The organism is Geomonas sp., assembly GCF_035254065.1.
In the GTDB taxonomy this organism is placed as follows: Bacteria; Desulfobacterota; Desulfuromonadia; order Geobacterales; family Geobacteraceae; genus Geomonas.
The window spans coordinates 1-3,476 of the sequence record NZ_DATFBA010000029.1 but is presented as its reverse complement, the minus strand read 5'-3'; the positions used below and the strand labels follow the sequence as shown (position 1 = coordinate 3,476).

At 66.1% G+C, this 3,476-nt stretch carries 3 protein-coding genes; all 3 read left to right on the top strand.

All coding sequences use genetic code 11. The annotated features are described in order from the left end of the window. Positions 1 to 343, top strand: a 343-nt coding sequence (locus tag VJ604_RS01700) for a CheB methylesterase domain-containing protein (RefSeq protein ID WP_324079652.1), incomplete at its 5' end; no start/stop codon positions are given. A 12-nt stretch (positions 344 to 355) separates the two neighbouring features. Beyond that, positions 356 to 1,714, top strand: coding sequence for a hybrid sensor histidine kinase/response regulator (locus VJ604_RS01695; RefSeq protein WP_324079651.1), 1,359 nt, complete (start codon positions 356 to 358; stop codon positions 1,712 to 1,714). Between the two features lies 1 nt (position 1,715). After that, positions 1,716 to 3,251 (top strand): sensor histidine kinase, encoded by a 1,536-nt coding sequence (locus tag VJ604_RS01690; RefSeq protein ID WP_324079650.1) that lies wholly within the window; start codon positions 1,716 to 1,718, stop codon positions 3,249 to 3,251. Positions 3,252 to 3,476 lie beyond the last annotated feature (225 nt).

Here is a 3,476-nt window from a genome sequence, read left to right as displayed (position 1 = left end):
GGAGGCGGGCCCCGGCGGACGCATCCACCTCTCCAGCGCTCCCCCCGAACAGGGGCTGCGCCCCTCGGTCTCCGTCCTCTTCCGCTCCGTCGCCCGGCGCTACGGAAAACAGGCGGTGGGGGTGCTTCTGACCGGCATGGGTACCGACGGCGTGGAGGGGCTGAAAGAGATGCGTGACCAGGGTGCGGTCACCGTGGCCCAGGACCGCGAGAGCTCGGTGGTGTTCGGCATGCCGGGCGGCGCGGTGAAGGCGGGCGCCGCCCTCTACGTACTCCCCCCCCAGGGGATCCTCAAACTTCTGCGCGGGCTGGTCCAACCCCCGCCCCCCTCCCAGGAACCATAAGGAGCAGCAGCGATGCACGACCCCGAAAACGCCCGAGCCGGCGCCCCCCTCATCCTGATCGTCGACGACAGCCCCACCCAGGCCATGCTGCTGGAGCAGGTGCTGACCGTCCACGGCTACCGCGTCTGCTCGGCCAAAAACGGCGCCGAGGCGCTCTCCCTGATCGAGGAGCGCCTGCCGGACCTGGTGATCAGCGACATCCTGATGCCCGAGATGGACGGCTTCGAGCTCTGCCGGCGGGTCCGGGGGAGCGAAGGGGTCAGGGAGACCCCCATCATCCTGCTCACCCACCTGAACGACCCGGCCGACGTCCTGCACAGCCTGGAGGCGGGCGCCGACTACTTCGTCTCCAAGCCTTACTCCAACCGGCTGCTCCTCTCCCGGATCGCCGCCGTCTTGCAGAAGGAGCACGCCTGCCTGGAGTCGGAGGACGGCCGCGAGGTCAACGTCCGCTTCCACGACCGCACCTACCGCATCGAGGCGGGGCGGGCCCAGATCATCGAGCTGCTCCTCTCCACCTACCAGCTGGCCGCCGAGAAGAACCAGGAGCTGCTGGCCGCCCAGCAGTCGCTCTCCAGCCTGAACCGCGAGCTGGAGAAGCGGGTGGCCGAGCGGAGCGCCGCCCTCAACAAGGAGACCGCGGAGCGCCTGCAGGCCCTGGAGGAGCTCAGGAAGAAGGACGAGGTGCTCATGCAGCAAAGCCGCCAGGCGGCCATGGGGGAGATGATCGGCAACATCGCCCACCAGTGGCGCCAGCCGCTCAACGCGGTGGGGCTGCTGGTCCAGGACCTCACCCTCTCCTTCGAGTACGGCAACTTCAGCAAGGACCAGCTCTACACCTCCACCACCAAGATCATGCAGCTGGTCCGGCACATGTCGCAGACCATCGACGACTTCAGGAACTTCTTCACCCCCGACCGGCAGAAGAGCCAGTTCGACCTGGGGCAGGTGGTCGAGCGGACCCTGGCGCTGATCAGCGGCAGCCTGGGTAACAAGGGGATCCGGGTGGAGGTCAACGTGCGGCAGCCCCAGAAGATCGACGGCTTCCCCAACGAGTTCTCCCAGGTGCTGCTTAACATCTTCAACAACGCCATGGACGCCTTCTCCGGGCGCCGCTGCGACGACCCCCTCATCCAGGTCGAGGTGTTCGGCGAGGAGGGGAAATCGGTGCTGACCATTGCCGACAACGCGGGGGGGATCAGCGAGGAGATCCTCGGCCGCATCTTCGAACCCTACTTCACCACCAAGGAGCAGGGGAAGGGGACCGGCATCGGGCTGTTCATGGCCAAGAACATCGTGGAAAAGAGCATGCGAGGCTCGCTCTCCGCCCGCAACACGGGCGGCGGGGCCGAATTCAGGATCGAGGTCTGAGATGGTTGCGCACCGGCCGACATACGAAGGCTCCACGCTTTTGTACGTGGAGGACGAGCAGATCACCAGGGAGACCGTCTGCACCGTCTTGGGGAGGCGTTTTCCCGGGCTTGCCATCCACAGCACGGAAAACGGGGCCGCCGGTTTCAAGCTTTTCCAGGAGCTTTCGCCCGACCTGGTGCTGACCGACATCAAGATGCCGGTGATGAGCGGCATCGAGATGGCCAGGGGTATCCTCGCCCTCGACCCCGGGGTCCCCATCATCGTCACCACCGCCCACTCGGACACCGATTACCTGATCGAGTCCATCGAGATCGGCATCAGCCGCTACCTGATCAAGCCGGTGGAGACCGACAAGCTCTTCTCGGCCATCGAGGAGTGCCTGGAGGCGCTCACCCTCCAGAAGGAGCTCAAGGCCCAGCAGGCCTTCGTCAGAAAGCTCTCGCGCGCGGTGGAGCAAAGCGGCAGCGGCATCGTGATCGCCGACCGGCAGGGGACGGTGGAGTACGTGAACCCTCGCTTCAGCGAGCTTACCGGCTACCCGGCCGGCGAGCTGATCGGCGCGAGCCTCTGGACGCTCAGGCAGCTGGGAGAGCTCCCCGCTGGCCTGATCGAGTCGGCAGCCGAGTGGCGCGGCGAGCTGGAGGGGGTCAAGAAAGGGGGCGAGCCCTACACCGGCGCGGTGTCGCTCTCGCCGCTCTGGGACGAGCTGGGGGAGCTGACCAACTTCGTGGCGGTGACCGACGACATCACCCTGAGAAAGCAGAGCGAGCACGAGATCGCACTCTTGAACGAGCGGCTGGAGGCGAGGGCCCACGATCTGGAGAAGGTGAACCGCGACCTGGAGTCCTTCAGCTACACGGTCTCCCACGATCTGAGGAGCCCGCTCACCAAGATCAGCGGTTTCTGCCAGCTGATGCAGGAGCTCTACGGGGAGCTCCTCGACGAGCAGGGGAGAAGCTTCATCGACATCATCGATTCCGAGGCGCTGGCCATGAACCGGCTGATCAACACCCTGCTCGAGTTCTCCAGGCTCTCCCGGAGCGAACTGGTCCGCCAGCGGACCGACCTGTCCGAGATCGCCGCCGAGATAGCCGGCGAGCTCAGGATGCGCGAGCCACAGCGCCGGATCAGCTTCCGGATCCCGGAGGGGGTCGAGGCCGAGGGGGACCCCGACCTGTTGCGGGTGGTGCTGGACAACCTGCTCGGTAACGCCTGCAAGTACACGGGAAAAAAAGAAGAAGCCCTCATAGAATTCGGGGTTGACGAACAGGGTGGAGAGAGTGCATATTTCGTGCGCGACAACGGCGCCGGCTTCGACATGGCCTATTCGGACAAGCTGTTCGGTGCCTTCCAACGGCTGCATTCAGACGCGGAGTTCGCGGGGCTCGGCATAGGTCTGGCCACCGTGGCCCGCATCATCCAGCGCCACGGAGGGCGTGTGTGGGCAGTGGGCGAGCCGGGAGAAGGGGCCACCTTCTACTTCACCCTGCCGCCGGCCCCCCCGCAGGACGCCGAAGGGACCAAGCTCGCGTAGCGGGTCTTCTTTACCTCTACCCTCGCCCCTTTAGGGGAGAGGGTGCCCGAAGGGGGGGTGAGGGCAGCCATCTGCGCGCCCCCCGGCCTTTCTCCGCCAGCTCCGGTAGGCCCGAACGTCCTTTCTCCCGAAAGGGGAGGGCCGGGGAGGGGGAGCTGCCGCCGCAATTGCCGAGGAAAGCCAAACGCAATCCCCCCTATCCCCCCTTTATCAAGGGGGGGACCT